Here is a 25,896-nt window from a genome sequence, read left to right on the forward strand (position 1 = left end):
TTGATCTGATTGATATTATGTTTATCTTATACTTTTTATAATTCATGATGCTATTCTAATTTTCATTAAAAGCGCACTTCATCAACTCGCCTAAAAACTGTTAGAATATGGGGTTTTTAAAAATATTTCTAACCTGTTGCTTTGAGAGTTACTATGTCACTGGAAGCCCTGACCACTGAAGCGCTCGCTGCGATTGCAGCAGCTCAAGACCTTGCTGCACTTGATCAAGTACGAGTGCAATTTACGGGGAAAAAAAGCCAGCTCGCGGAACAATCTAAGTCGCTGGGGAAAATGGATCCTGAACAACGTAAAGCGTTCGGGGCACAAATTCACGCAGTTCGTGAAGCCATCACAAGTGCTTTGACACAACGTCAGGCTGAACTGCAAAAAGCTGCACTAGAACAAAAGCTTGCTAGTGAAACAATTGATATTACCTTGCCCGGTCGTGGCCAACAGGTGGGCAGCATCCACCCAGTGACCCAAGTACAAGAACGTATCTGTCAATTCTTCACCAAAGCAGGGTTTACAGTAGCGACTGGTCCAGAAGTTGAAGATGACTATCACAACTTCGAAGCATTGAATATTCCGGGTCATCACCCTGCACGTGCCATGCACGACACTTTCTACTTTGATGTGAACCATCTGCTACGTACCCATACTTCGGGTGTACAGATTCGTACCATGGAAACCCAGCAGCCACCAATTCGTATCGTGTGCCCAGGCCGTGTATACCGTTGTGACTCTGACCAGACACATTCACCAATGTTCCATCAGATCGAAGGCTTATACGTTGCTGAAAATACCAGCTTTGCTGAATTAAAAGGTTTATTGGTAAACCTGCTAAACGAATTCTTCGAAAAAGATTTGAAAGTGCGTTTCCGTCCGTCTTATTTCCCGTTCACTGAGCCAAGTGCTGAAGTGGACATTATGGATGAGCGTGGCAAATGGTTAGAAGTTTTGGGTTGCGGTATGGTGCATCCAAATGTACTTCGCGCTGCGGGTATTGATCCAGACAAATACAAAGGCTTTGCATTTGGTTTAGGTGTAGAACGTTTTGCAATGTTGCGTTATGGCATTAATGACCTGCGTATGTTCTATCAAAACGATGTGCGTTTCTTACGCCAGTTTGCTTAAAACTTTTATTTAATCCTCTCCTAACCTCTCCTTTAAAAAAGGAGAGGGACTCCGCGAAAAGATAGGAGTTCTCTCCCTTTGAAGAAGGGGGAATCAGAGGGGGATTCTAGAGATTGAAATTACAGGTTTTTTATAAATGAAAATTAGCGAAAATTGGCTACGCACATGGGTTAACCCAGCCATCGATAGCGAAAAACTGTCTGACCAACTGACTATGCTGGGCTTGGAAGTAGATGATTTGTCTCCAGCTGCAAAACCGTTCACAGGTGTGGTTGTGGGTGAAGTCCTGACTGTCGAACAGCATCCTGATGCAGATCGCTTACGTGTAACGACTGTGAACATTGGTTCAGGTGAGCCTTTGCAAATCGTGTGTGGTGCACCGAACGTACGTGCCGGTATGAAAGCACCAGTAGCTACCATCGGTGCAGTATTACCAGGCGATTTTAAAATCAAGAAAGGCAAACTGCGTGGTGTTGAATCACAAGGTATGTTATGCGGCGCTTCAGAAATCGATCTTGAAGATAAAATTGATGGTCTGTTAGAACTGCCTGCAGATGCACCAGTCGGTGTCAATGTTCGTGAATATTTAGACCTTGATGACAACGTGATTGATATCAGCATCACTCCGAACCGTGGTGACTGTTTCAGTATTCGCGGGATCGCACGTGAAATTGGTGTAATTAACCAATTGCCTGTCACTGCACCTGAAATTAAAGAAGTTGCAGCAACTCTTGCAGATGAGAAGAAAGTCGTTGTTGAAACTGAAGGTTGTGCACGTTACCTCGGTCGTGTGATCAAAAACGTCAATACCAAAGCACCAACCCCTGAGTGGATGGAACGAGCTTTAGTACGTGCCGGTATCCGTCAGCACAGTATTCTGGTCGACATCACCAACTATGTATTGATGGAACTGGGTCAACCTCTGCATGCATTTGATGGCGGTAAGGTTCAGGGTTCAGTGCATGTGCGTCAAGCCAAAGCAGGTGAAAAACTGGTTCTATTAAATGAACAGGAAGTGGAACTGCAAGACGACGTGATGGTAATCGCAGATGATGAAAAAGCATTAGCGATTGCAGGGATTATGGGGGGCCTGTCTTCATCAGTAACTGATGAAACTACTGAAATCTTCCTGGAATCAGCATTTTTCGCGCCATTGCATATTGCTGGCCGTGCTCGTCGTTTCGGTCTGCATACGGATGCGTCACAACGTTATGAACGTGGTGTAGACTTTGAACTTCCTATGATCGCAATGCACCGTGCTTCTCAGTTGATTGCTGAGCTTGCAGGCGGTGAGTTTGGTCCAATCATTGTAGCTGAAAAATCAGAGCTGTTACCAAAACGTGAAGCGATTGAGCTAGAACAAGCTCAAGTCGATCAATTATTAGGTTATACAGTTGAATCAGATTTCATTACAGATGCTTTAATGCGTTTAGGTTGTGAAGTGACTGTAAAAGCTGAAGGCCAGTGGTCAGTGGTTCCTCCATCACACCGTTATGATATGGCAATTTACCAAGACCTGATTGAAGAAGTTGCCCGTATTCACGGTTATGACAATATTCAAATCAGCTTACCGGTCATTGATGTGAAGTTGGCGAAATATGAAGATCAATTCGAACTAACTCAGCTTCGTCAAACAGCCGTGACCTTGGGTTATCAGGAAGCGATCAGCTTCAGTTTTGCTGACCTGAAACTGGAAAAACAGTTAAATCCAGAAGTTAATCCATTGGCATTGGCGAACCCAATTTCAAGCGATTTGGCAGTGATGCGTTCAACTTTACTGTCTAGCCTGATTCCATGCGTACAGTACAACGTTAACCGTCAGCAAAACCGTGTGCGTTTCTTCGAACTTGGTCTGCGTTTTGATTACCAGAATGCGGCTTCAATTCATGATCTGAAACAGATTCCAACTTTTGCCTTGATTGCCACAGGTTCACGTACGCCTGAAACCTGGCATGGTAAAGCACAGCCAATGGATTTCTTTGACTTCAAAGGTGACATTGAGGAAATTCTGGCAGCTGCGCGTCTAAATGTGGAATATGTACGTTCTGAACGTAGCTGGTTACATCCTGGTCAATCTGCTGAAATTCTAGTTAATGGTCAGTCAATTGGCTACTTAGGTCGTTTACATCCGTCGCTGGAAGATGAGCTCGATTTGGCGACGACTTGGGTCGCTGAATTAGATCAATCGGCTGTTTTGCAAACTTATGTATCTAATTTTACAGAATTATCACGTTTTCCATCGGTTCGACGTGATATTGCGCTTTTAATTAGTGATAAGATTAATGTTAGCGAAATTCAGGGACTTATCGAAAAAACAGGTGGAGAGCTTCTAGGCTCGACATGGTTGTTCGATGTGTACACTGGACAAGGAGTAGAAGAAGGGAAACGCTCACTGGCATTTGCACTTCTCTGGCAGCATCCAAGCCGTACACTGGAAGATGCTGAAATTAAATCAGGTATGGATAATATCCTTCAGGTGTTGGAAAACACTTACCAAGCGACATTGAGGGCTTCATGACAGCATTAACAAAAGCAGAAATGGCTGATCATTTAAGTGAGCTCACGAGTTTAAACCGTCGTGAAGCTAAACAAATGGTCGAGTTGTTTTTCGACGAGATTAGCCAAGCGCTAATCTCGGGCGAACAAGTAAAATTATCGGGTTTCGGTAACTTTGAGTTGCGTGATAAGCGTCAACGTCCAGGCCGTAATCCGAAAACGGGCGAAGAGATTCCGATCTCTGCACGCCGTGTTGTTACGTTCCGCGCGGGACAGAAGTTCCGTCAACGTGTGGGGAATGAGCAGATCAATTGATCTGCTTTTTTTCATTTAAAAATTTTATTTTTTTAATCTTTTATATTTCTAAACAAAAAAAAGAGAGCCAAAGGCTCTCTTTTTTGTACTGAATAATCGTAAAGATTATTGAGCAGCAGCTTCAGAAGCAGCAGTAGCTTGAGCAGCAGCGTCAGTAGCAACAGCAGCAGCAGCGTCAGCTTCAGCAACAGCAGCAGCGTCAGAAGCAGCAACTTCAGAAGTAGCTTCTACAGCAGCAGCGTCAGCAGCAGCTTCAGCTTCAGAAGCAGCTTCTACAGCTTCAGATGCAGCTTGGTTAGCGTCAGCAGCAGCGTCGTCAGCTTTTTTAGCACAACCAACGAAAGCTAAAGTAGTAGCAACTGCAGCAGCAATAGCGATTTTTTTGAATAACATGGCATCACTCTCTAAAAAATTGAGATTAAAAAAAACCAAAGTCAGGCTGTAATATGCTTTTATTATTCCTAATAGTGTTAGGGACTAACAACGCAGGAGCAGTCTAACTGGTCTGCAAATATGCTATCACTGCGCATTTTTAATTGCTACTAGGGGAACATCAAAAACAGTGAAAAAACGATAAAAATTAAGGGTTTTTTAACAGAAAATAACAATTAATTGAAAGATATAGATTGGAGAAAGGCTTATTAAGCTTATAAAAATTATACAGTTATTTATCTGTTTATTTTAATAATCAAAAACTTAAAAATAAGTTTACAGATATCTCATTACATTGTTTCATTGTGTAACATGCGTCAACCATAAAAAAAGGCCACCTTGAATGGTGACCTTTCCGATAATTTTAGTTCGATGCTTTGCGTTTCATTTGATCAAAGAAATCATCATTGGTCTTGGTTTCTTTCATGCGGTCAAGCAAGAATTCCATCGCGACCAGTTCATCTTGGGTATGCAGAAGTTTACGTAGAATCCAGACTTTACGAAGTTTGTCTTCGGACATTAAACGTTCTTCACGACGCGTACCGGATTTCTTGATATTCATCGCAGGGAAGACGCGTTTTTCCGCAATACGGCGATCTAGCGTGATTTCCTGGTTACCTGTACCTTTGAATTCTTCGTAAATGACTTCATCCATTTTACTGCCGGTTTCAATCAGTGCAGTAGAAATGATAGTAAGAGAACCGCCTTCTTCGATATTACGTGCCGCGCCGAAGAAACGTTTTGGACGTTCAAGTGCATGTGCATCTACACCACCAGTTAATACCTTACCTGATGAAGGAATCACAGTGTTATATGCACGTGCCAGACGGGTAATCGAATCCAGCAGAATCACCACATCTTTCTTGTGTTCAACTAAACGTTTGGCTTTTTCAATCACCATCTCAGCCACTTGAACGTGACGGGCAGGTGATTCATCAAAGGTAGAAGCGACCACTTCACCGCGAACGGTACGTTCCATTTCGGTGACTTCTTCAGGACGTTCATCAATCAGAAGGACAATCAGGAAACATTCAGGGTTATTACGAACAATCGATTGAGCGATGTTCTGTAATAGCATGGTTTTACCAGCTTTCGGTGGTGCAACGATAATTGAACGTTGACCTTTACCAATTGGTGCCACCAGATCGACGACACGTGCAGTTAAATCTTCAGTCGTACCATTACCAAGTTCCATCACTAATTGTTCAGTAGGGAACAATGGAGTTAAGTTTTCGAACAAGATCTTGTTACGTGAATTTTCCGGGGTATCGTAGTTAATCTGATTGACTTTCAGCAAAGCAAAATAACGCTCACCTTCTTTAGGCGGACGAATGGTTCCCGTAATGGTGTCACCGGTACGCAGGTTAAAGCGGCGAATTTGTGATGGGCTGACATAGATATCGTCAGGACCTGCCAAATAAGAGCCTGCTGCAGAGCGTAAGAAGCCAAAACCATCTGACAAAATTTCTAGAACGCCATCACCAAAAATCTCTTCGCCATTCATCGCATGGCGTTTTAAGATGGCAAAAATAATGTCTTGCTTACGGTTACGAGCCATACCTTCAAGGCCCATAAACTCGGCAATCTTGATGAGTTCGCCAATCGGTTTTTTCTTGAGTTCGGTTAAATTCATAGGTGGTCAGATAGAATCAAAGTTCTAAGGTATAGGTTAGAAAGGGAGTAACATTCGGCCGCATATAAGCATTCAAACGAAAGCAATTGAATTTGCACAAGAACAATTCAGAGGTCTGTTTGATTGTTTCAAAGAGAAATGTGAAAACAATTTCTATTGCCGAGCGGCATGTTATGTAATGTGTCTTGTAAGAAACTGACAGGATTTAGCATCCTTTATCTCTTGAAGTTGAAATATAAGAGAGAAACAGGTTTTTGTCAATTTATAGACGAAAAAAATACGCAACCTTTGGTCGCGTATTTTTAGTTGAACATTTAGTGCTTAGATATTTTGATCAATAAATGCAGTCAATTTAGATTTTGGTGCTGCACCGATTTGAGTCGCTACCACTTCACCATTTTTGAACATCAATAACGCTGGAATGTTACGAATATTGAAATTCACAGCAGTTTGTTCGCAAGATGTTACGTCAACTTTGACAATTTTCACTTTGCCTTGATATTCATCAGCCAGTACTTCAAGTACAGGGGCAATAGCTTTACATGGCGCACACCAGCCAGCCCAGAAATCAACCAGCACAGGAACGTCTGATTGAAGAACGTCTGCTTCGAAGTTTGCGTCAGTAGTGTTTACGGTGTTGCCAGACATGGAGTGCTCCAGAATTAATTTTATAAAGATAACTATAATTATTAGTATTACATAGCCATCTTTAACAATGTAGGGGAATCTGTAAATTTTCAAGCTTTAATGTTGTTTTGTCTAATGGATGATCACGATAGTCACCATCGCCTCATACAATTGTCCTATAAATGAAAAAAATAATTACGCGAAATTGTCCTGACAAATGGCTTTTAAATTGCATGGTTGTGAATTACTCTAAGCACAATTCTTAAAAGGTTTATTTCTAGAATGTCTGATTTTTTGATTGATGAAGAATTACTCGCAGCCATCGATATGGGATCAAACAGTTTTCATTTGGCGATTGCCCGGGTGGATCATGGCGAAGTGAAAAAAGTCGCATCAATGTCAGAAAAGGTTCAGCTTGCTGCGGGACTGGATGAAAATAAAAATTTGACTGAAGCCGCACAGCAGCGCGGTTTGGCTTGTCTGGCCCGGTTTGTCGGACGTTTGGGCTCGGTACAACCAAACCGTTTACGGATTGTGGCAACCAACGCATTACGTCAAGCTAAAAATGGTCATGAATTTATTCAGAAAGCGGCTGAAATTTTACCAAAACCGATTGAAATTATTGCTGGTCGTGAAGAAGCGCGTCTAATTTATCTCGGTGTGTCACATACCATGGCCAATACTGGCCGTCGTCTAGTAGTCGATATTGGTGGTGGGTCAACTGAACTCATCATTGGGGAAGAATTTGAACCCATTCATACCGAATCTGTGCAGATGGGTTGTGTGACTTTTACCAAGAAATTCTTTGCTGATGGTGAAATCACCCATAAAGCCTTTGATAAGGCAGTGACTGCGGCACGTAAAGAAATTTCAGGCATTGCCAATACTTATAAATCTGCCGGTTGGGATGCAGTCGTTGGTTCGAGTGGTACGATCAAAGCCTGTCGCCAGATCTGTGTCAATATGGGCTGGAGCAATGATAAAGAACAGCTCACCCGTGAAGGTCTGGAAAAACTTAAAGATAAATTATTCAAATATAAGCATGTTTCGGACATGGAGTTTGAAGGTCTGAAAGATGACCGTCGTGCAGTTTTACCTGCAGGAATTGCCATTTTATATGCAGTATTTGATGTACTGAATATCCCACATCTGGTCTATTCAGATGGCGCATTGCGTGAAGGCGTGATGTATGACCTCTTGGGTCGTTTCAAGCATGAAGATATCCGTGATCGTTCTGTTCATGCCTTAATTGGTCGTTATAATGCCGATGCCAAACAGGCCGAACGTGTAGTGCAGACTGCGCAAAAACTGTTTGATGATGTGGCTGGTGATCTCGGCCTGTATAGTGAAGACAGTGATTTACTTCGTCGTGCAGCTTATTTGCATGAAATTGGTTTAGCGATCAGTCATAGTGGTTATCACCGCCACGGTGCCTATTTATTGCAACATTCTGACATTGCCGGTTTTTCGCAGGTAGATCAGAATTATTTGTCACATTTGGTCGCACACCATCGCCGTAAATTGCGCGCTGATGCCAAGCATGATGTGATGAAAGTCGGTGGAACTAAACTTTTACAGCTGTGTTTGCTGTTGCGTCTGGCGGTTTTGGTCAATCACAGTCGTAGTGATGAGATGCTTCCTGCCATTGAACTCAAGGTCAAGAATGCGCAACAATGGCAGCTCAGCATTTCTGGTGATGCCAAACAATGGCCATTGCTGATTGCTGAACTGCATGATGAACAGGTGCAGTTTAAAAATTGGGAGATCGAGCTCTCGGTTCAATCTGAACAATTTGTTAATTAATACCTTTATATATAGGGATGAAAACGGTTGACCTATGAAAAATAAAGCTACCCCATCAAAAGCATGGACGACAGTACAGATTGCTCGTCATCCGGAACGTCCACAATTTCTGGACTACGTAGGTGAAATATTCACTGAATTTGATGCTTTGCATGGCGACCGTCTCTATGGTGATGATGGCGCAATGATCGGTGGTCTGGCACGTTTTGATGGACAACCGGTGATGATCGTGGGTCAGCACCGTGGTCGTAGTACCCGTGAAAAATTACAGCATAATTTTGGCATGAGTAACCCGGAAGGTTACCGTAAAGCTCAGCGTCTGCTGGATATGGCGGAACGTTTTAATCTGCCAGTCTTCACCTTTATTGATACCATGGGTGCATACCCAGGTGTGGGTGCGGAAGAGCGTGGTCAGGCTGAAGCGATTGCGTCAAGTTTGGCACAACTTTCTAATCTGAAAGTACCTGTAATTGCTACAGTTTTGGGTGAAGGTGGTTCAGGTGGCGCACTCGGCATTGGTGTTGCGGATCGTGTAGTGATGCTTTCTCACAGTATTTATTCAGTGATTTCACCAGAAGGTTGTGCATCTATTCTGTGGAAAACCGCAGAAAAAGCAGAACAGGCCAGTGAAGCTTTGGCATTGACTGCTGAAAAATTACAGAAGATGGGCATTGTTGAATACGTCGTTGATGAAGGTGAAGGCGCACATCTGGATCCGGATGAAGTCATGTACCAACTGAAAGCAGTCCTGAAAGAAGCTTTAAATGAACTGCAAGCAATGGAACCACAAGCACGATGCGAAGCACGTTACCAACGTTTAATGAAGTTTGGCAGCGACAATTTAGGTCTGGCATCTTAAAGCAACTGCAGGAATTTCCTGCAGAAACAAAATTTCTAATCGGATGCAGTGGCGGCGTAGATTCTATGCTGTTGCTGCATCTGATGTTTTTTTTGTGTCCGGAAAAAATCCGCGCGATTTATGTTGATCATCAATTACAAAGTATCAGCAATGAATGGGGCGCTTTTGTCCAGCAACAGTGTCAGCAACTAAATATTCCTTGCATCATTCAGCCCGTCCATGTTGCCAGCGGCAATCTGGAATCACAGGCTCGCCAATCGCGGTATCAAGCTTATTTACAGCATCTTCAGCCCGATGAAATTCTGGTCTTAGCCCATCATCAGCAAGATCAAGCAGAAACTTTGATGTTGCGCTTACTTTCTGGTGCAGGGATTGATGGTCTGGCTGCCATGAAAGCGATCGATATACGGACAGATTTAACCATCTGGCGGCCACTGCTGGATATTTCTCGTGAGCAGATTTGCCAATGGGCAGCAGATTTAAATATCCAGAATATTGAAGATCCAACTAATCAGGATACTCATTATGACCGTGCCTGGGCACGTCAGGTGCTGTGGCCAGTCTTAAGTCATCGCTATCCGAAAATGCAGTCTGCCTTGGCTCGTACCAGTGAACTGATGCAGGATGCACAAAACATTCTGCAACAAGTATTAGAGCAGGATCTTAAACTCTGTGGTAACGCCGAAATTCTCGATCTATCTTCATTCTCAAGTTTATCCAAAGCACGGCAGCGTCAGTTACTCTCGGTCTGGATGAAAGGCGAGGGACAATATCGTCCCTCTCTGGACATGGTTGAGCGTGTACAGGCTGAAGTAATTGGAGCGAAACCAGATGCTCAAGCAGCGCTGCATTGGTCGGGTTATTACTATGTGCGTTATCAGCAGCAGTTGCATCGCCTAAAAGCTGAAGTTTATCTGGTTGACCAACAATCGACTGTAGCCGAACAGCAGATCATTTTACAGAATAAAGATCAGGTTCATCTTCCTTCTGGTCAATTCAGGATTCAAAGGGCTGAGATAGGATTATCTCCCACTTTATTAGGACAACCCTTGTATTTACGGCAACGGAAGGGGGGTGAAAAAATCCATCTCTATGGACGGGTGGGACACTGGCCGCTCAAAAAAGCTATTCAGGAAGCGCAAATATTTCCCTGGACTCGGCATACTATTCAAATATTAAGCACAGATAATGTTATGCTAGGCGTGTTTACACCTAAAGGATTTTGGTTAGCTCAATCTGCATATTGTGAAGCAGGGGGATGGCTACCCATTTCGGTTTCTTCAACTTTAGAATTCAACGACGAGCATTAAACATGAGTGCAGCTTTAAATTGTAATATTAGTTTTATTGGTGGCGGTAATATGGCTCAAGCCTTGATTGGCGGGCTGATTTCGCAGGGGTTGCCAGCAACGCGTATTACAGTTTCTGATCCGGTTGAGAAAGTACGCTCACTTCTTGCAGAAAAAGAAGTCAATGTCACCGATGATAATATTGCTGCTATTAAAGATGCGGATATCGTCCTGTTTGCAGTCAAACCACAGGTTTTAGCTGGTGTGTTAAAACCACTTCAAGGTTTACTTGATGGCAAGCTGGTGATTTCAATTGTTGCGGGTGCCGAGATTGTAACACTATCTGCGCTATTGGGTACTGATCGTATTGTCCGTGTGATGCCGAATACACCCGCATTGGTACAGACTGGTGCACATGGTTTATTTGCCAATGCAGAAGTTGGTAATGATGACCGTGAGCTGGCGAGTCAGGTTTTGGCTTCTACCGGTCTGACAATTTGGGTAAACTCAGAAGCTCAGATTGATGCCGTAACTGCAGTCTCTGGTTCAGGACCTGCTTACTTCTTCTATATGATGGAAAGCATGATTCGTGCAGGCAAGAATTTAGGTCTGGATGAAAAAGTAGCTACTGCATTGACATTGCAAACTGCTTTGGGGGCAGCGCAAATGGCGATCACCAGTTCGAATACACCGGCAGAGCTACGTAAGAATGTAACATCTCCGAATGGTACAACTCAGGCGGCATTGGAAGTGTTTGATCGCGCGCAGATTTCTCAGAATATTCAGGCAGCGCTTGCTGCTGCGCAAAAACGTAGTCAGGAACTGGCCCAAGAGCTCAGTGACAATAGCAAATAATCTATCAGTTTAATTTTTAGGAACGTTCAAGTATGGGTGCAAATTCTGCGCTAATTTTTGGCATTATCATTAACGTCGCGATTTTGCTCGTATTCTTCCGCTTTTTAATGCAATTAGCCGCGGTGAGTCCTTATAATCCTGTCGTTCTATCTACTGTCAAAGCGACTAAAATTGTAGATGTGTTTGGGCGTATTTTCCCAACTGCAGGTAAAGGCCGGGTGAATACTGCTGCACTGGCACTTTTGGTCGTGCTGTATTTGCTGAAAATTTTTGGCATCATGTATTTGTCTGGGGGAATGCCAAATGGTCCAATCCATTTGCTTATTCTAACCTTCGTTACCATGATGCAGGATTTGATCCGTTTCTGTCGTTACCTGATTTTTGCAACAATTATTTTGAGCTGGGTGGTGATGTTTACGCAATCCCGTTCACCTTATATTGAGGTAGTTCAGGAACTTGCAGAGCCATTATTGGCACCGTTCCGTCGTATCATGCCGAATATGGGAATGATCGATCTGTCTCCAATTCTGGCAATTTTGGCATTGATCGTAATTGAAATGATTATGAATCAGGTGGCAATTGTGTTGCTAACCGGTCTTTAATCAAACCCTAAAGAAAAAGGACGCTTAGGCGTCCTTTTTTATTTCAAGAAAATTCCCTCTCCTTGTAGGAGAGGGTTAGGGTGAGGTCTATAAATTTAAATAACCTCTATCCCAACCTTCCTCCTAAAAGGAGGAAGGAGCTTTAGTATTAATGCGCTTCATCCCAGTTCATGCCTTTACCGACTTCCACGACCAAAGGCACAGAGATTTCAATCACAGATTGCATCACTTCGGCCAGTTGAGGAGCCAGTTCATCTGCAATCGCTTCATCGACTTCAAATACCAATTCATCGTGCACTTGTAGCAGCATTTTGGCCTGATCTTTAGGTAGCATTTTATCAACCTCAATCATCGCCATTTTGATAATGTCTGCAGCTGAACCTTGTAATGGTGCATTAATCGCCGCACGTTCAGCGGCTTTGCGGACCATCATGTTACGGGCATCGATATCAGGTGTGTATAAACGGCGACCTAGAATAGTTTCAACGAAGCCTTGTTCCAATGCCACCTGACGGGTACGCTGCATATATTCATAAATTCCCGGATAGCGGCGGAAATACTGTTTGATATATTCCTGTGATTCCTGACGGGTGAAACCTAACTGACGGGTCAGACCAAATTCAGACATGCCATAGAGCAGACCGAAATTCACGGCTTTGGCCTGACGACGCTGATCATTGGTCACTTCTTCAAGCGGGATACCCAGAACTTCAGCTGCGGTACGGCGATGCACATCCTGTCCATGGTTAAAGGCATCTACTAGCGCATCATCCTGAGATAAATGTGCCATCAGACGCAATTCAATCTGTGAATAATCGGCTGCGAGTAAGACACGACCTTCAGGTGCAATAAAGGCCTTACGAATCTGACGTCCGATTTCCGCACGAATTGGAATGTTTTGCAGGTTTGGATCAGTAGACGATAAACGGCCAGTGGCTGTGAGTGCCTGATGATAACTGGTATGCACACGATGGGTTTCGTTATTGGCCTGTTTGCATAGACCATCGGTATAGGTACTTTTCAGTTTAGACAGACCGCGATATTCCAAAATCAGTTCAGCAATCGGGTGTTCCAGTTTTTCCAGTACACTTTCGCTGGTACTGTATTGACCGGTAGAGGTCTTTTTGCCACCTTTCAGGCCTAGTTTTTCAAATAGAACTTCACCGACCTGTTTTGGAGAGCTGACATTAAACGCTTCACCGGCTATTTCCGTGATCTGATTTTCTAGATTCTGCATGGTTTGAGCGAACTCACAACCGAGCTGATCCAGGAAAGCCAGATCCAGTCGGATGCCATTTTCTTCCATGCTGGTCAGCACACGCGCTACAGGCATTTCAATATTGTACAGAATATTGACCAGTTCAGGATAAGTCTGCAGCTTTTTGCTGAGTACTTCAAACAGGCGATAAGTCACATGCGCATCTTCTGCCGCATAATGCGCTGCAGTTTCGATCTCGATTTTATTGAAAGTTTTTTGTTTGGCGCCTTTACCCGCCACCTGTTCATAAGTGGTGGTTAAGTGGCTTAAGTACAGACGAGCCACATCATCCATACCGTGGCGAGTGGCAACTGAGTTCAATACATAAGAAGCCAGCATGGTATCAAAATACCAGCCCACCAGATGAATGCCGTGATTTTCCAGAACATGCGCATCATATTTCAGATGGTGGCCAATTTTCTGAATGGCTTCATTTTCTAGAATCGGTTTGATCTGAGCCAGAATTTCTTCACGATTGAGCTGTTCTGGCGCACCTTCATAATCATGTGCTAGCGGTACGTAATAGGCATCCTGGGCATCAAAAGCCACCGAAAAACCGACAATCTGTGCAATACGATAATCCAGACTGGTGGTTTCGGTGTCAAAAGCAAAGCGTTTTTCAGTGTTTAAACGTTCAAACAGCTTACTCCAATCTTCCTGAGTCAAGACGGTATGATAAGTCGCCTCTCCGAGCTGATCGTTATCACTGCTCAGTGTCGCCTGCTGCTCATCGGCTTCCTGAGGTTCAGGTGCTGCTTTGGCATTAATCGATTGAGTAGCTTGTTTATAATTACGGTTATTGGGATTATTTGGATGATCCAGTGATTGCAGCTGGTTACGGAATTCCAGTTCGGTATACAGATTACGCAAAGCTTCTACATTTGGATCCTGAAGTTTCAGGTCATCATAAGTGAAGCTTAAATCCAGATCGCAAATGATGCTGGCCAACTGATGATCCAGTGCAATGCCATCGGTATTGTCTTTAATATTCTGACCAACTTTACCTTTGATCTTGTCGACATTTTCCAGAATGCCACCAATCGAGCCATATTCATTGAGTAATTTGGCTGCAGTTTTCGCCCCAATCCCAGGCACACCCATAATACCGTCTGAGGCATCGCCCATCAGGGTCAGATAGTCAATGATCTGGTTTGGCCATACACCAAACTTTTCAAAAACCCCATCAACATCCATTGGTTTTTCTTTGAAACTGTCTTCCAGGGTCACTTTATCAGTCACCAGCTGTGCCATGTCTTTATCACCAGTCGAAATCAGCACCTGATGGCCTAAAGCTTCAGCACGTTTAGCCAGTGTACCAATAATGTCATCCGCTTCCGCACCTGGCAGCATATGCAGGGGAATGCCCAAAGCACGAATCAAGGCATGTAAGTATGGAATTTGCTGTGACAGTTCTTCCGGCATGCTCGGACGGTCACCTTTATAAATAGGTGATAGCTCGTGACGGAAAGTCGGTTCAGGCGTGTCGAAAATCACCGCCATATGGGTTGGCTGGGTACGGCGCATCAGTTTTTGAATAGCAGAAATCGCACCACGAATTGCATTGGTGTGCAGACCGGTTGACGTGGTTAATGGTGGTAGTGCATGAAAGGCACGAAATAAAAAGTAAGAGCCATCGACCAAGACAAATGGTGGCATGTAATCAATTCCTTATTCAAAAAACAGTTTTATTGTACGTGATTTTTACTGCACTCGCAGGAGCAAGTCGGTTTCTACAGCTTAGCGAATATCGGGTGAAGATGAAATAAGCAGTATAAGCTGTTGTATGATGACATGGTTAAGGAACGAGAACGAGAACGAGAAGAATGACGGCAGGGCAAAATGAATTGCGTATGATCTGGCTGATTAGTCTGGTAATTGTGGGAATAAGTGCATGGTATCTGGAATTGCAGATCGTGACTTATCTCACTGGTCTGGGTTTCCTGATCAGCGTGATGCAATATATCAGTGCCATTGAAGCGCCCGTGCGGGATCTGGCTGCACCGACGCAGGTGATTGTGCCAGCCAATTCTAAAATACCGCTATATATTTCTTCTATTATCGCCATTGTCGGAGGCGTGACTGAGCTCAACTGGCTGATGGGGATCGGCATTACCGCCTGGATTTTCTTTCTATTACGCTGGTTACAACGTTTGGAACGTAACATTGTCCAGTTGCAATCTCGTTACCGGTCAGCAGATCAGATACATCCAGAAATCACTCAACCCGATATTCCTTTACCCATTGCTGCTCAAGCTAGTCCAGAGCAACCACAATTGCTGGATCAGATCCAACAATGGATTTTTCGTGGAAATCCGGTTCTTAAAGCTGCGATCGCCATTTTGGTGATCGGAATCATTTTATTACTCCGTTTTGCGACAGAGCACTGGCAGCTGAGCTTGGCGGTGAAATTAGGACTGGTCGCTTTATCTGCTGTTGTTGTGACCGGATTGGGTTATACCCTGATCGCTAAAAACCGCAGTTTCGGTCTGGCACTGGAAGGCTTGGGATTAGGGGCACTATTTCTGACCTTGTTCTTTGCCTACTACAATCTGGTGATTGCCACGTTGCCACTGGCAGCTCTGGTGTTCTTGGTCATTTTAGCAATTACGCTGTACTTAAGCTTGAAACAGGAAAGTATTGAGCTGGCAGTTATGGCTTTATTCATTGCCTATCTGGCGCCGTTTACCTTGCCGACCCGAGATGCTTCTGCGGTTGAGTTCATCAGTTATTATCTGCTGATTAATATCGGCGTGCTGTTACTCAGCAGTTTGCGGCCTTGGAAAATCCTGAACCAGATTGCCTTTCTGGTCACAGTCATAGTAGGTGGGATGTATAGCCTGATTCATGGTCATACATACGAGCGTTATACCATGACCGCTCTGATTCTGGCACATAGTGCGGTATTCATCTGGCTGGGCTTTCGTTTTAGCCAGTTACTGGCTCGGCAGGATCTTTCGCGTTTTCGTTTAAAACCGGTTCTGGATCTTGTCCTGATTTTTGCTGCACCGATTACCGCATATATTTTCCTGTATCTGATTCATTTCAATCAGCCTGATCAGAAGCTTTGGCAAGCCGGGCTTAGTCTGTTATTTGCTGGGATATTTGCAATCTGTTGGACTTTAGTGCGTCGTAGAGAAAGTATTCAGGTCATTTCCCAAAGTTATCTCAGCTTGATGCTGATCTTTCTGGCTTTGGTTCCACCCATTTTATTGACAGAGCAGTGGAGCGTAGTGGGTTGGGCGGTTGAAGGAGCACTGATTTATCTCTGGGCATTGGAAAAGAATATTCGGGTTGCGCATTATCTGAGTATGGGACTGCTGATCATGGCAGGCTTCAGTAGTGTTTACTATCTGATTGAGCTTAATCCCACACCGCGGAAAATTTTCTGGATTCTCAGCTTCTGTTATGTCGCCGTCGTCTTCCTGAGTCAGCTTAAAGCCAAATACCGCCAGCAGCTCAATAGTTTAAGTATCAGTTTTCTGAGCACTCTCAGTTTTGCTGCGACCCTGATGTTGTTTGCCTTGCTTGAAGATGAGTTCGCTCATGAGCAGGCCTATATTTATAGTTTATTCAGTCTTGCACTGGGTTATACGGTTCTAAGTGAAATCATACAGCGCAAGCATCAGGAATGGTGCTGGTTATTGCCAAAATGGAGCGGTCTTACGCCATTGGTGATCATTGCGATTTTGCTGGCTGTTGATTATAGCGAAAATGGGATTCTGGTCTGGCCAAGTGCTTTGGAGCGTGGAATCTTTGCACTTTCATCATTATTGCTGGCTGCTTTATGGTTAAGACCGGTGAAAGGAATTGATTTATCCAAAGAGTGGATGAGCTTTGGGGTATTTGCCAGCCTGACTTTGGCTAGTGTATGCCTAATACCGAGCATGCCTTATCTCAGTATGGTAATTCTGCCTTTGGTATTCTGGTTCTGGTGTTATCGACGAAAAGAAAATTCAGAGTGGCGCTTACTCTGGCAGAGTAAAAACTGCTTAGTGTTAATGGGAGCTTGGTTAATATGCTCACAGCTGTTTAACCAGCAAGCTTTCCAATATTACTGGTTACCTCTATTCAATCCATTTGATCTGATCAGTCTGGCCATGCTTGCCAGTTTCCTGTGGATGCTGTTGCAGCAGATTCGGGCAGGACACGATCGCGGGATGATGTCGGTACTGATGGTACTAAGCCTGTTATGGCTGTCGAGCTATATTGTATTACGGGCCTTACATATCTATCTGCAAACACCATTCAATAGCCTGGAATTGTGGAGTAATGCCACAGTACAGTTAAGCCTGACGATTCTTTGGGTATTGCTGGCCTGGGCGACTATGTGGACGGCTACGCTAAAAAGGCTTAAACCGATGTGGATTTTAGGAGGCAGTATTCTGGTAATCGTCAGCTTGAAGCTGGTGTTATTCGACTTATCTCATACCGGTACACTGACACGTGTGATTTCATTCTTGCTGGCCGGTGGGGTCATGCTACTGATTGCGTATATAGCACCAATGCCGGATGGGGAGAAAAGGGTTTGAATCTAAATTACTCGATTTGAGCGTTAATTTAATCTCCCCAAACCCTGAACGAGCTTAAAGCACTGCTTTAAGCGATATGTAAAAGAAAGACAGGCTTTTTATGACAGTTCCTCCCTTAGTAAAGGGAGGTGAGGAGTGATTTAGAAAAAGTTATTTTAAATCCGGCTTTCTCTTCAGCTCCTTCTCATTGGCATATTGATCAACGTCTTCATTTTCCAGTGGGCGAGCCAGTGGATGATCAACAAAGCCCATTTTCGGTACCGGAATTTCAATCTGGTTATCGAGAAAGCCATTTCGAATCCGTTCCTGCATTTCATCACGGACTTTCAGATAATTTTCCTGCTGACACCAAATCGCAAACAAAAGTTCAATCGAAGATTCACGGAAGGCGGTGACTGTGACTGCAGGCTTTGGATCGGCCAGAACCAGTGGATATTTATTGGCAACATCAAGCAGTACTTCACGCACCTTGATGATGTCTTCATGGAAATTAATAGCCAAGGTAATCGGAATACGCCGGATTGGAAACTTGGACAAGTTGTGTACCGGAGCCCGAATCAGTTGTTCGTTCGGCAAGCGTACATAAATATTGTCTTGGGTAAGTAGTTTAACCGAGAGCAGATCAATCGAAATCACTTCACCTTCAACGGTATGTCCACGAATCAGTGTAATCTGAATGGTATCACCTACTTCAAAAGATCCTTCACCAATCAGGAAGATACCGCTGATCAGGTTGGATGCAGAGGTTTGGGATGCGAAACCCAGTGCGACGGTTAAAATACCTGCTGCACCGAGAAAGACACTGAGTTTAAATCCGGCTTCCTTCAAACTCGCCATCACAAACAGCAGGAAAATAAAGTAGAAAATCCCGCGGCGCCAGACCATTTGCTGATGCGCATTAAAGCGTATACCAATAGTACGGATAAAAGCATTCGAAAAAAAACGTGCGATCAGGAAACCAATAAAACACAGCACAACCGCGACGACGATTTCAGTCAGGCGATCGGTATTAATATTGGTAAATACTCCCTTGAGACTGTTGGTGACTTCGGTTGGAATATTCGAATTTGGCATCACACGCTCTTAGAAAAATGAATCAAACATATTAAATAAATTTCCCGCCGGATCACGCGGTGGGTGTAAATAATCCACTTCACCCGCATTGGGCGGGGTACGGTTTTCCACCCGGATCCGGGGTGGGCGATCCAGACCTTCATGCAAAACCTTAATCTGCGAGGTCCACAGACGTTCAGTGCTGGCACTATAAAAGAGAGGCAATGCAGGTACTGGAACATTCATCCGATCGAAACGCAGTTGCTGCTGACTGGTATTATGAAACTCAATTGGAGTCACAGCACGGAATGCACGAGGACGTAATTGTTGCAATTCAGTCCGGCCATCGACTGCGGTAGCATAGCAAATTTCACCGGAACGATGATTGGGTCCAAACCAGGTATCTTTCGGTAAAATCACTGGAAGATCAAAAATCGGTTCACGTTGACCTTCGACAAAACCGGCAATCCATAGCGGGGTGCTAATATAGAGCGTTCCACGTTGACCGGCCGGAATATAAATTGGATCAACCGGTTTAATCACCACTGAGCGATTCGCCAGACGAGGCATAAGCTGTAACTTGCTTTGGGTAGATTTGAACATATAGCGTTCAATTTTCACCGGGGTCGGGAATGCAAATAGTGGATCACTAATCTGATGCCATTGCTGTTCATAATCGTACTGCACCGTCGGACGATAATATTCCAGTCGCCATTCTTGCAAGCCTCGGGTCAAACGAAACAGCAGAGAGCCAAATTGCCAGGCCTTGGACTCGTTAATTTCAAAACTTTGCTCTCCCCACCATTGAATTCTGGGAGACTGCAGGTTTAATTCCTCTTGATCTTGCGGCAATGTTGGCATCCTTTCTTGCTAAATCTTTGAAAACATACTTCACGCTGTCATATGCTTAGAGTACACTCAATTTAAATTTTTTCATCATTATTATAATCTGCGATGCAAGTACTGAAACAATTACAAATCCCGTATAGCTTTGCGAAACGTCATGGTGTGCTATTGCGTTATGAGGGAGATCAGGCTTTTATTGTCCGTCGTGACAATACATCTATGCTTGCATTACAGGAAGCACGCCGTTTGCTGGGTCATCCGGCCCAGTATCAACATTGTACAGAACAAGAATTCAATCAGTTACTCAGTTCCAGTTTTGCCGGCGATAGTGGTGAGTCACAGCAGGTCGCGGCTGGTCTGGAAGATCACCCGGATTTATTAAGCCTTGCTGATTCGGTCCCTGAAGCCGAAGATCTGATGGATCAGGAGGATGATGCGCCTATTGTCCGTCTGATCAATGCCTTGTTGTCTGAAGCAATCCGGGTTGGAGCTTCAGATATTCATGTGGAATCTTTCGAAAAACGACTTTCCGTACGCTTGCGTGTCGATGGGCAGTTGCGTGAAATTGTGCAGCCACGTCGTGAGCTGGCGCCATTACTGGTATCACGGATCAAGGTGATGGCCAAGCTGGACATTGCAGAAAAACGTATTCCTCAGGATGGACGTATTTCCTTGCGTCTGGCAGGGCGTGAAGTCGATGTCCGTGTTTCAACCTTGCCATCCTCTTATGGGGAGCGGGTGGTGATGCGATTGCTAGACAAACAGGCTGGCCGTCTAAATATGACTCATCTGGGCTTGATGAATAACGATTATGATCGACTCAAGACCCTGGTGCATCGTCCTCATGGCATTATTCTGGTGACTGGACCTACCGGTTCGGGTAAGACCACTACCTTATATGCAGCACTTTCTGATCTAAATGATGGTTCCAAAAATATCCTGACGGCTGAAGATCCGGTGGAATATCAGTTAGAAGGGATTGGTCAGACCCAGGTAAATACCAAAGTCGATATGACTTTTGCCCGTGCATTAAAAGCTATGCTGCGTCAGGATCCGGATGTGGTGATGGTGGGGGAAATCCGTGATCTGGAAACCGCGGAAATTGCAGTTCAAGCCTCACTGACGGGTCACCTGGTATTGTCAACGCTGCATACCAATACTGCGATTGGTGCAGTGACCCGTTTAAAAGACATGGGAATTGAGCCATTCTTGCTATCCAGCTCCTTAATTGGGGTAGTTGCTCAGCGTCTGGTACGTACCTTATGTCCGCATTGTGCGACCTGGAAGGATGCGGATGCATTTGAAAAGAATCTGTTTGAACATATTGAGCATCCACAGGATTTAAGATTACCTCAACCGCACGGTTGTGAACGGTGTGGTAATACCGGCTTTAGTGGACGTACCGCCATTTATGAAATTGTACCGGTTGATGAGCATATGCGCCGTCTGATTCATGGTAATGCGGCTGAATATGAGCTGGAAACCTATGCACGTCAGCAATCTGGTTCAATTCGCGATGATGGTTTACGTAAAGTGCTGGCTGGAAAAACCACGATTGAAGAAGTTTTGCGTGTAACCAATGAGGCGGCAGAGTAAATTTTTATTCGATGGGATAGGAAGGCACAGTTTTCTTAAGTAAATATCTCAAGTGATCATTTTTCTATGAAATAGCACAAAGTAATTTTGATTAAAATTTTATAAGAATAATCAGCTCTATCCTGAAATGACTTCTGATTTTTCAGGATAGAGAGTGGAATGCTTATGTAGACTTAGGTGATGACATTCAAAGTAACATCAATATTGTTTCGGGTTGCATTTGAATAAGGACAAACGATGTGTGCGGCATCGACCAGCTTTTGAGCTTCGTCCTGTTCCATTCCTTCTAAATGAATATTTAAAGTCACTTCAATGCCAAAACCGGTAGGAATCGGACCAATGCCAACTTCACCTTCAATATAGGCATCTTTGCTAATATTGATTTTATCCCGGTTGGCAACAAACTTCATGGCACCTAAAAAACAGGCTGAATAACCTGCAGCGAACAATTGTTCAGGATTGGTCCCGCCACCTGGGCCACCCATTTCCTTGGGCACTGCCAGTTTCACATCCAGAATCTGATCGTCAGAGGTTGCACGGCCATCTCGACCGCCTGTAGCTTTGGCACGTGCGGTATATACTGCTTTTTCTAATGACATGAGAGTATTTCCTGCTTGTTCTTTTATGGAACTTCTATGCTCCATAATTTCTAGGGAAGAATAAGCAGGGATTTTGTTAATTTATGCAAGCGAATGAGAATGCGGTAAAAAGTCTGACTTAAGAGAACTTTAGTAGCTTGCGATGCTGCATGAGTGGCATAGACTCACGCACTTTGGCCTGCCCAGTCAAATCAAAATCAACCGTAATAATCTGTGCGCCTTCCGCATGCACCATATCGAGAAGTTGACCACGGCTGTTTGTGGCAGCGGCATGTCCCCAAGTTTGACGTTTTTCACCATGCCAACCCTGTTGAGCAGCACCGAGAACTGTGCATTGGGTATCCATAGCACGTGCTTGCAATAATAATTGCCAGTGCATTTGGCCAGTGGTGTAAGTAAAGGCAGATGGCGCAGTTAAAATATTCGCGCCTTGGGCACGTAAATGAAGCGCAAGTTCAGGAAAACGCAGGTCATAGCAGACCATCATACCGATATTGCCAAAAGGTGTTTTCGCAACAACAACATCGGTACCTGGTTCAAAGAATTGGGATTCCTGATAGCCACCAACAGCATCACCAACCTGTACATCAAAGAGGTGAATCTTGTCATAGCGGGCTTCAGTTTTTTCAGGGCTGATACACAGACTCACGGTTCGAACCCGACCATCTTCAATAATCGAACCATCAGGACGATAAGGGCAGGGTAATGTCCCTGCGATAATCCAGATCTGATATTGATGAGCCAATTGTTCCAAGCGTTGTTGAATGCTCTCGAACTGAGCAGCAGTTTCGCGCTGCTTACCAGCAGCAAAACAGACGAAATTTTCAGGAAAGACAATAAGTTCAGCGCCTTTTGCTTTACTTTGTTGAATTAATGATTCGATGGTTATGAAATTTTGCTCAATTTCATTCTGGGAATTCATCTGTGCAACAGAAAGTAAGGTCATAGGGATTCCTTATTGTGTATTCATACCTTTTGTTCAGACACTTGATCTAGATTATCTTGTTCTTTTTGCAACTGTTTGACCAAGGGCTCAAACATATTCTGGTTGCTCTGATTTAACCGCATTAAAGTCTTATGTGCATCTAGAACAGTTTTCAGCATTGCCTGATGCGTCACATGTTCTTCCATCAGTTTACGCGTACATACATTTGAATCACCGCAGTAATCCAAAATGACAAAAACCTGCCCCAAGCCCATACTGTTGGCCAGAGTCGTGATATCAGAGTTAGTTGACAACATCACCGCCTGGATCTTATGGAGCTGCTTAAGTTTAAGTCCTAATTTTGCTAGGACACCCAGTACAGTGCTGTCAATAAAGCTGGTTTCAGTCAGATCAACAATTGCGCCAACAACGTTGTCCTGCTGCTCAAGTTTGTTCAGTAATTTGTCTAGACTAATACAAGATTGGGCCCGCACTTCGCCGATAAGCTTAAAAATATGCGTTCCATTCAAGCTTGCATATTCAACATGACCTGTTGACATATAAATGCCATTTGCAGAGAAGGATATTAAATTATCCCATAGGGTCTATAGATACTCAAGTAGCTGAAAGTCGCAATCAAATTAAGTGCTTATAAAGCTTGTGATTATACTGCTATTTCACTCTTATAAAGCTGAGAATGGCAATATCGTCGGCGACATGTTCGGGTGCTTCGAAAGATTCGTTCTGTAAGTGATGCAATAATTGGGAAAATTGTTCATTCAGACCGCCGCTAAACGGTTCCAATGCCCCATCTGAACAGATAATGAAACGTGCATTGCGGCTGAGGATATATTCATTTTCTTCTACCTCAAGATCTTCAGTGAGGCCAAGAGGAAAGCTGCTGGATGACAGGATTTTTGGTTCCTGATTCGGTTCAAAGATAATCGGAGGAGGATAGTGGCCAGCACTGGACCATTTCAAAACATGGCTTTCCAGGTTCAGAATTCCGGCAATCATGGTGATATGCTTTTCGATATTTTCCTGAACCAGCATCCCGTTCAGCTTCTTGATCAGCTCACGAGGTGTTTTCGAACGTCCATGAAAGGCTGCCATCCAGGACGTTAATAAACTGCTGGTAACGCCATGACCAGAAACATCTGCAAGATAGAAAATGACTTCTTTATCGCTGATTTTCCAGTAATCGTACCAATCGCCAGATAAATAGGCAGAAGGCTGAAAATAGGTTTCAACCGCATAATTGGTCAATTCAATTTCATTCGGTAGCAAACGTTTTTGTAACTCTGCCGCTGAAGGAAGATCACGACTATCCTGATTACGCTTATATTGCGCATCAATTTTTTGTAATGCGATATCGGGTTGTTCAGGCAGTTTATTCCAGATCCAGCCTGCCAAAGCGCCTTGTTCCCAAGCTTGTGCCAAGGCTGTTCCTTCATTTTTCAGCGCTAATACTACAGTCGGAAGGTTCCACTTGTATTTCAGATAATCATGTACATCTGCAATGGCAATAATCGTTGCATCGTACAACTCGTGATCTTCCAGCTTGATTACTTGAACATGCGGAAGCTTCTCAAGCACTTGATCTAAATAAGGAATATCGCGAGTAGGTTGAATGAAATACATAGACAGGTAGTTCGATCCTGGAATGAGTTATAAGATGTACTATAACAAGCAAATGATTGCTAGCGAAAAGTTTTCGCTAGCAAATCAACATTGAGCTTTGGTTTCAAAGGTCATCACTAGAAGATTCAGTCTCATTTTCATCGAAAGATTCATCCTCAAGATTTTCATCATCAAAGTCATCTTCAAGGAATAAAGATTCCTGTTCCAGACCTTTTTTCTGGGCGATCATATAATTAGTGCGTTGCAAATAAATATCGCGAATTTGTGCATAACGATCACCTGTTAACACACCTTCAATATCAAGTAATTCTGCACGATTATCAATTGCACGCCAGAATTGATCACCCCAATACAAGCCTTCATCATCTTCAAGAATATATTTCTGTGGACGGGTCTGGCTATCGACTGCCATACCGAAAGTATCACGCACAGAACTTGGGCCCAGGAACGGTAACATCACATAAGGGCCAGAAGGTACACCATAATAACCTAGTGTGATCCCGAACTTTTCATCTTCATGATCCAGTCCCAGACGCCGGGCAGGATCTGCCAGACCTAAAGTGGTTAAAGTATTAATGGTAAAACGACCCAAAGATTTTGCTGCACGAGCAGGCCGGCCCTGAATCAACTGGTTTACCGCATTCCATGGTTCACCTAAATTGCTACGGAACTGGGTATAGCTGCCGCGCACATCTTGAGGAACCTTTTCCTGATACTGAACCGCAATGGGGCGAACGACTGCCTGATCGATTGCATCATTAAATTGATAGACCTTTCTATTCCAGCCCTGGAAAGGATCTTTAACTTCTTCAGCCTGTGCGGCACTAGCATCGACTTTTAGCTGGGTTTGCAGATGACTCACCTTGGAAGATATTTTTTCTCTGAGTGGAACCGTAGCAGTAGTAGCAGAAGATTCAGTTTCTATTTCAGTCTGTTCAGCCTGAGTAGTGTCTTCAGCAAAAATTAATGGGCTAGAGGCCAAAGAAAATAAGCATAAAGATAAATAAATAGAGCGATGCATAAGGAAACCCCAAAGCCTTGTTCTGAGTATAGTGGCGTTGTTTAACCCGGAATAATAAACTGTATTACTAGGAATAGGCGTAATTTAAGCAAAATTGTATAATAAATGAATAAAAACTTCATAAAAGGCTAAAAAATAGACATGCGGTAAGATTTATTTGAAAAAGGTATTGCAAGCCCCCTGAAATACTGTAGAATGCACATCCATCGGCGGTGATGAAGATTAAAACTTCTGATAAAACAGTAACTTAGAATGAGATGGTTGAGTTAGGTTTTAGAAAGAAAGTTTAAAAATAATTTTCATTACTGGTTGACTTTCTAGAGATAGAGAGTAATATAGCCGACCTAGCTTGCTACTGACGAAGTAGCAAGAAGATCATTAAGA

At 43.8% G+C, this 25,896-nt stretch carries 21 protein-coding genes; 10 read left to right on the forward strand and 11 right to left on the reverse strand.

The window, feature by feature from the left end; all coding sequences use genetic code 11:
* Positions 1-153: 153 nt before the first annotated feature.
* The 3 genes from pheS to FTV13_RS08680 all read left to right on the forward strand — a co-directional run bounded on the left by pheS (position 154) and on the right by FTV13_RS08680 (position 3,945).
* The gene (gene pheS / locus FTV13_RS08670) at positions 154-1,134 is read left to right on the forward strand and encodes a phenylalanine--tRNA ligase subunit alpha (RefSeq protein WP_034703065.1); all 981 of its coding nucleotides are present in this window, start codon (positions 154-156) and stop codon (positions 1,132-1,134) included.
* A 136-nt stretch (positions 1,135-1,270) separates the two neighbouring features.
* Entirely contained in the window at positions 1,271-3,652 is a 2,382-nt protein-coding gene (gene pheT / locus FTV13_RS08675; RefSeq protein WP_180011747.1) for a phenylalanine--tRNA ligase subunit beta, read from the forward strand.
* Positions 3,649-3,945, forward strand: a complete 297-nt coding sequence (locus FTV13_RS08680) for an integration host factor subunit alpha (RefSeq protein WP_004783565.1) — start codon at positions 3,649-3,651, stop codon at positions 3,943-3,945. The genes pheT and FTV13_RS08680 overlap by 4 nt, the downstream gene beginning before the upstream one ends.
* A 105-nt stretch (positions 3,946-4,050) precedes the next feature.
* Here FTV13_RS08680 and FTV13_RS08685 read toward each other — a convergent pair whose 3' ends face one another.
* From FTV13_RS08685 to trxA, 3 genes are all read right to left on the reverse strand, one after another.
* Positions 4,051-4,338: a hypothetical protein gene (locus FTV13_RS08685; RefSeq protein ID WP_179992970.1), complete on the reverse strand. Its 288-nt coding sequence runs from the start codon at positions 4,336-4,338 to the stop codon at positions 4,051-4,053.
* A gap of 403 nt (positions 4,339-4,741) precedes the next feature.
* Positions 4,742-6,010, reverse strand: a complete 1,269-nt coding sequence (gene rho, locus FTV13_RS08690) for a transcription termination factor Rho (RefSeq protein WP_004783562.1) — start codon at positions 6,008-6,010, stop codon at positions 4,742-4,744.
* Between the two features lie 321 nt (positions 6,011-6,331).
* Entirely contained in the window at positions 6,332-6,658 is a 327-nt protein-coding gene (gene trxA / locus FTV13_RS08695) for a thioredoxin (RefSeq protein ID WP_180011749.1), read from the reverse strand.
* 261 nt (positions 6,659-6,919) lie between these two features.
* On the opposite strand from trxA, the gene ppx reads away from it, so the two are divergent.
* Genes ppx through FTV13_RS08720 form a run of 5 tightly spaced genes read left to right on the forward strand, consistent with a single transcriptional unit; the run spans position 6,920 to position 12,044 of the window.
* Complete coding sequence (ppx, locus tag FTV13_RS08700) at positions 6,920-8,440, forward strand: exopolyphosphatase (protein ID WP_179992969.1); 1,521 nt, start codon at positions 6,920-6,922, stop codon at positions 8,438-8,440.
* A gap of 34 nt (positions 8,441-8,474) precedes the next feature.
* Positions 8,475-9,299, forward strand: a complete 825-nt coding sequence (locus FTV13_RS08705; protein WP_004783557.1) for an acetyl-CoA carboxylase carboxyltransferase subunit alpha — start codon at positions 8,475-8,477, stop codon at positions 9,297-9,299.
* A complete protein-coding gene (gene tilS / locus FTV13_RS08710) occupies positions 9,236-10,609 on the forward strand; it encodes a tRNA lysidine(34) synthetase TilS (RefSeq protein WP_180011751.1) in 1,374 nt (457 codons plus the stop codon). The genes FTV13_RS08705 and tilS overlap by 64 nt, the downstream gene beginning before the upstream one ends.
* A 2-nt stretch (positions 10,610-10,611) precedes the next feature.
* A complete protein-coding gene (gene proC / locus FTV13_RS08715) occupies positions 10,612-11,442 on the forward strand; it encodes a pyrroline-5-carboxylate reductase (protein ID WP_180011753.1) in 831 nt (276 codons plus the stop codon).
* Positions 11,443-11,474: 32 nt separating this feature from the next.
* The gene (locus tag FTV13_RS08720; RefSeq protein WP_004783550.1) at positions 11,475-12,044 is read left to right on the forward strand and encodes a YggT family protein; all 570 of its coding nucleotides are present in this window, start codon (positions 11,475-11,477) and stop codon (positions 12,042-12,044) included.
* A gap of 148 nt (positions 12,045-12,192) precedes the next feature.
* Here FTV13_RS08720 and polA read toward each other — a convergent pair whose 3' ends face one another.
* On the reverse strand, positions 12,193-14,958 hold the full coding sequence (polA, locus tag FTV13_RS08725) for a DNA polymerase I (RefSeq protein ID WP_180011755.1): 2,766 nt from the start codon (positions 14,956-14,958) through the stop codon (positions 12,193-12,195).
* 167 nt (positions 14,959-15,125) lie between these two features.
* Here polA and FTV13_RS08730 point away from each other — a divergent pair, with 167 nt between their 5' ends.
* Positions 15,126-17,831, forward strand: a complete 2,706-nt coding sequence (locus FTV13_RS08730) for a DUF2339 domain-containing protein (protein WP_180011757.1) — start codon at positions 15,126-15,128, stop codon at positions 17,829-17,831.
* A gap of 150 nt (positions 17,832-17,981) precedes the next feature.
* On the opposite strand, the gene FTV13_RS08735 is transcribed toward FTV13_RS08730, so the two are convergent.
* Together FTV13_RS08735 and FTV13_RS08740 are read right to left on the reverse strand one after the other, a co-directional pair.
* Positions 17,982-18,905, reverse strand: a complete 924-nt coding sequence (locus FTV13_RS08735) for a mechanosensitive ion channel family protein (protein ID WP_180011759.1) — start codon at positions 18,903-18,905, stop codon at positions 17,982-17,984.
* A gap of 9 nt (positions 18,906-18,914) precedes the next feature.
* A complete protein-coding gene (locus FTV13_RS08740) occupies positions 18,915-19,736 on the reverse strand; it encodes a hypothetical protein (RefSeq protein ID WP_257218507.1) in 822 nt (273 codons plus the stop codon).
* A 102-nt stretch (positions 19,737-19,838) separates the two neighbouring features.
* Between FTV13_RS08740 and gspE the strand changes: the two genes are divergently transcribed.
* Complete coding sequence (gene gspE, locus FTV13_RS08745; RefSeq protein WP_004783540.1) at positions 19,839-21,326, forward strand: type II secretion system ATPase GspE; 1,488 nt, start codon at positions 19,839-19,841, stop codon at positions 21,324-21,326.
* A gap of 173 nt (positions 21,327-21,499) precedes the next feature.
* Here the strand turns inward: gspE and FTV13_RS08750 are convergent, their stop codons facing one another.
* From FTV13_RS08750 to FTV13_RS08770, 5 genes are all read right to left on the reverse strand, one after another.
* A complete protein-coding gene (locus FTV13_RS08750) occupies positions 21,500-21,925 on the reverse strand; it encodes an organic hydroperoxide resistance protein (RefSeq protein WP_004783539.1) in 426 nt (141 codons plus the stop codon).
* 118 nt (positions 21,926-22,043) lie between these two features.
* Positions 22,044-22,871 (reverse strand): carbon-nitrogen hydrolase family protein, encoded by an 828-nt coding sequence (locus tag FTV13_RS08755; protein WP_180011761.1) that lies wholly within the window; start codon positions 22,869-22,871, stop codon positions 22,044-22,046.
* 20 nt (positions 22,872-22,891) lie between these two features.
* A complete protein-coding gene (gene gigB, locus FTV13_RS08760; protein WP_004783532.1) occupies positions 22,892-23,410 on the reverse strand; it encodes an anti-anti-sigma factor GigB in 519 nt (172 codons plus the stop codon).
* A gap of 112 nt (positions 23,411-23,522) precedes the next feature.
* Positions 23,523-24,491 carry an RsbU family protein phosphatase GigA gene (gene gigA / locus FTV13_RS08765; RefSeq protein WP_180011763.1) on the reverse strand — a complete coding sequence of 323 codons (969 nt, stop codon included), beginning with the start codon at positions 24,489-24,491 and terminating at the stop codon, positions 23,523-23,525.
* A 103-nt stretch (positions 24,492-24,594) separates the two neighbouring features.
* Positions 24,595-25,512, reverse strand: coding sequence for a VacJ family lipoprotein (locus tag FTV13_RS08770; RefSeq protein ID WP_180011765.1), 918 nt, complete (start codon positions 25,510-25,512; stop codon positions 24,595-24,597).
* Positions 25,513-25,896: the final 384 nt, after the last annotated feature.

The organism is Acinetobacter sp. YH12235, assembly GCF_013417705.1.
Taxonomy (GTDB): domain Bacteria; phylum Pseudomonadota; class Gammaproteobacteria; order Pseudomonadales; family Moraxellaceae; genus Acinetobacter.